Raw genomic sequence first — 4,399 nt, forward strand, 5'->3', positions numbered from 1 at the left:
AATAAAACAAAAAGATTAACAGAATTAATTGTTAATCTTTTTGTCCTACTTTAAAATCTCAAATTCTTTCAATCTCCTTTATTATATTCATTAGTGAGTGTATATAAAACATTATTTATAAATAAATTATCTATTTTTTCTTCTATTAAAACAAATGATCTTTGTCAAATATTTAATACTTTTGTAATAACATCTTTAAATAAATCAGTAGATTTAATTTCGTAATTACTTCGAAAGTCTGGGTTTTCTAAATACTTAATAATTCCTACAAAAATCGCACTTAGTTCATCCATATCAATGAGTTTTCTGTATTTTTTAAATATTTTTAATTCTAAATATGGAACATTAATCTTAATCTTCATTGAATTGTTCTTCATCATAATTAACAATTGCTCCTTTGCTTGATGCTTCATCATATCATTTTCTGATAATGCTTTCGAATTTACTTCCTGTAGGTAGATCTATTTCTGAAACAATATCATTAAGAGGTTTTCGGAATGCACCAACTAAAATTAATTTATCCTTTGCGCGCGAAACTGCAACATTTAAACGTTCTATTTTTTTATAAAAATCATAATTTCTGGGATTAAGACTAACGAAACCGTTCTCATCGAAACTATTTTGTGCTCTGATTAAATCTACTATAACAATATCTTTTTCGCGACCTTGAAAGTTATCTACTGTATCTACTTTGATATTTTTTAGTGCCTTTATATGCGAGTATTCTTTGATGAAGCTTCTAACAACATTACTCTGATCACGGTTCATACAGATTACACCAATTTGGTTGGAGTTTATATTGTTATTTTTAAATAAATTATGAAGTATTTTTATAATAATATATGCATTATATTCATTGATTCTTCCGTTGTATTCTTTGTTTTTAAACATAGAAGATTTTTGATCAGCAGTGTAAGAAAGATTGCTAAGAGCATTAATTATTTTGTTTTTTTCTGAATGTTCTGAATTTAAAGAAAGAAATTTCATAAAATCTGTCGAATAATGTGTGGAATCAACTATGTTAAAATGATGATTAAAATTATTATTCTGATTTGTTTTTAAATTATAATTAATAAATTCGTGACTTTGATAAATGCTCGGCATCTCGAGTTTTTCATCATGATCATAAACAAAGTTAACTATATTCATTATCTCGGTAGCAAAACGGTGTTGAGTTTTTAAAAATGAATATGGTGAATGATTATTATATCTTCTTTTTATTTGCAATGCATGTTCTTTAAAGAAAGGAAATTCCAGTTCCTTTTTAAGATTATTTCAAAACTCTTCTGTTGCTGGTCATTTTGAGCTATTTTGAAGTTTCAACCAATTTCATCAATTATCCAAAATTCCTTTATCTGATTCTCCATATTGATTAAGTTTTTTGTCATTTAGGTTTTCAGTTAATTCAACATTAGGTGGCAGTTGCCGATAATCTCCAACTAATGTTACCTTATTAGCCATTAAAATACTATTAATCACTTCTAATGTTGTTGATTTTGATACTTCATCAAGAATTTGAAAATATATAGGATAATCTATAAATAACCTTTTAGAATTATCGCTATCATTAAAAATCGATATTTCTTGTCTGGCTGATGTAGTCATTCCTATAACATTGATTAAATCTGCATCAAATGCTTTCCTAGCAAAATTTTTAATATCATCAATACTGTTGTTTGATTTATCAGCATAATAATTTTTCATTTTATCAAAATATATACTTCATTTATCCTGGATTTGAGCTTGTGTTTTCTTTAGAATATCATCAAGATTTCAAAATTCGACTAATCTAATTTGTGATTTACTTGCTACATTTTTAAATTGTTGAAAATATTTATTTTCTTCAAATCCTTTATATTCATGGTTAGTTTTGATTGTAAAATCTAATATCTGGTGCAATATGTCATAATCTATAGTTTCTTTATAAGGGGATAAAGTTATTTTCATAACTTCATCTTTTGTGTGTTGAGTTATTTTTAAATATAAATCTGGTGCTTTGTCTTTATTTGATTCTAAATATTCAACACTTAATTTTATATCAATATATTTTAGTAAATTTTCTTCTTTATTATCTTTATACCAATTTAAAAAAGGTTGAAAATTCTTTTTTTCAGTAATTAAATTATTGAATAAAGAACTTGTAAAATTCTTTAACATCGCTTTATCGCTGAATTTTTCATTTTCTAGAATTTCAGGATTACTGTAATCTATATCTTCTCGTCTTAATAACTTAAAATATATAAAATTGGGATTCTTTTTATTAATTTCATACAAGCGATCAAGTGCATTATTAATTGCTTCATGTGTTGATGACATTATTAAACAGTTCTTTTTATTTTCATTTACTACATGCTCTATAATTGCACAAATAGTCTGTGTTTTTCCAGTCCCAGGCGGTCCTTGAATGTATGAAATACTTGATGAATTTAGTGCTTTTTTAACTGATTCTTCTTGTTTTTGATTTAAATTCAATGCTATCTGACTGTTTATTTTAAAATTTGCTGGTATGTTCACCTGAAAGAAATTTGGTTCTTCTACTGATTTTGCTAAATAAGGATTTCTGTACATCCCATCACTAAAGTTTTTTAACGAATTATAAAATCTTCTATATTTAATTACTAAACCTTCATCTTTATCCGACAAATAATAATGATTGCTATTAAAAAGATCTTTTATATTTAATAGAGAGTGTTCAGAATCATTAATTGATTTTATATTTATATTCTCTATTGACTCAGATTTTGTGTCTTTTTTTATCTTCAGTTCAGTCTCTATAATTTTATATATCTTAAAAAACTTATCTGCTATTAGTTTTTCAATATATTTTACTTTTTTTTCTTCTTTTTCTATACTTTCTTTATTTGATTTAATTAAAGTTCGTATATCAGATAATTTGGTGTTTGATATCCTTATATTTTCACTTATATTTTTGAGTTCTACATCGATCTTTTTTATCTTCTGCTCTAGTAATAATTTTTCATTATTTAAGTAATTTATTTTATCTTTATAATTATCAACATCATAATCATCTTCTCATGATTGTTCTTTAATTTTTTTAATTTCTTTTATTTGATTTGATACTTCATTAATTTTATTATTAAAATTGCTTATTTGTTGTTGTAAATCTTGTTTATGTTTTTCAGATTGTTTCTTCTCTTTTTCTTTTTCATTAATTTCATTTGTCAGATTTTGATTCTGATGTGTAAGCATATTTATTGATTCATTTGATGATTTTATAAATGAATTTAACTTACTTTTTATATACTCGGTTTTATCAACATCATTTTCGTTTTTGTTTGTAAATTCATATTTATCATCATAATCATTTTCAGCAAATATACTGATATTCTTACCGGAAACAAGTTTTTCTTTTTTATTATCTCTGCTCACCAAGCATCAATACTTATGATATGTATTTATATTATCAACTCTTCTGTCTTTGAATTTTAAAACAGGATATGAGTATGTCTTTTTATCACTTTCTTTATTAAAGATATGGAAAGAAATTAAAAAATCCAATGAATTCCTTAGTTTTAATCCATTTTCAGTTTTTGTATTTTTTGTTCACATTAATTCACTACTTTTTTCAAGAATTATGTTTCTTATTTTATGATTCTCTTTTAGAGTATTGTATATTCTAAAATAATTTTCTTCGTATTTAATATTTATAAGCTGAATGCAAAGATTAGAAATATTTTGATATTCTTTTTCTAATGATAAGTCCAAAAACTCTATTCTACTTAATTCAAAATATAAATCTTTAATACTCTCCAGTTTCTTTAATTTAGTAAAAAGACAAATGCTATTAAATCTGTCAATCTTAAATTCTTTAATATAGGAATCCTTTAGCTTTACAATAAAAACTACAGTTGAAACCAACGGTCCACCTGTTTTTAAATCATTCCAATCATTATTTAACAAAACCTTTTCTAACTTCTTTTTGCTTGATAGCAAATCAAGATTTATTACTTCCAAGTTATAATTATCTATATTCTTAAATACTCCATTAAGATAATTAATATACTGATTTATATCATTAGAATTCAAGTAATTTAAATTCCTTCGAAATGTTTCTTGAAGAAACTTCTCCAGGGTTTTCTCTTTTTGTTTTTCAGAAATATGTCCTGCTTGAATTCTTAAATCGCCATACGAAAGCTTACTATTAAAATTAACAGCTATATTAATAGTAGATGTGTGTGTGTGTGTGTAGCAAGTTATCCACAACCATATTTAATTTACCTCACAATTTCTCTTATTATGAATTATTTATTCATAAATTTTACTATAAAAATAGGCAATTTATTGCTTTTTACTGATATTTTTTAGGTTGTGTTCTTACACAAGTTAAAAAAATGCCCCTTAGGCATAGTCCTTTGAAAACTGAATAGTAATTATAATT

2 protein-coding genes are annotated in these 4,399 nt (G+C 24.4%); both read right to left on the minus strand.

Annotated features, from left to right (window positions below; genetic code table 4):
• Window positions 1–50: 50 nt before the first annotated feature.
• Entirely contained in the window at window positions 51–380 is a 330-nt protein-coding gene (locus ACXYRP_RS04135; RefSeq protein ID WP_458615279.1) for a hypothetical protein, read from the minus strand.
• The gene (locus ACXYRP_RS04140; protein WP_458615280.1) at window positions 352–4,224 is read right to left on the minus strand and encodes an AAA domain-containing protein; all 3,873 of its coding nucleotides are present in this window, start codon (window positions 4,222–4,224) and stop codon (window positions 352–354) included. The genes ACXYRP_RS04135 and ACXYRP_RS04140 overlap by 29 nt, the downstream gene beginning before the upstream one ends.
• Window positions 4,225–4,399: the final 175 nt, after the last annotated feature.

The sequence above is a fragment of the Mycoplasma sp. 5912 genome (assembly GCF_054353835.1).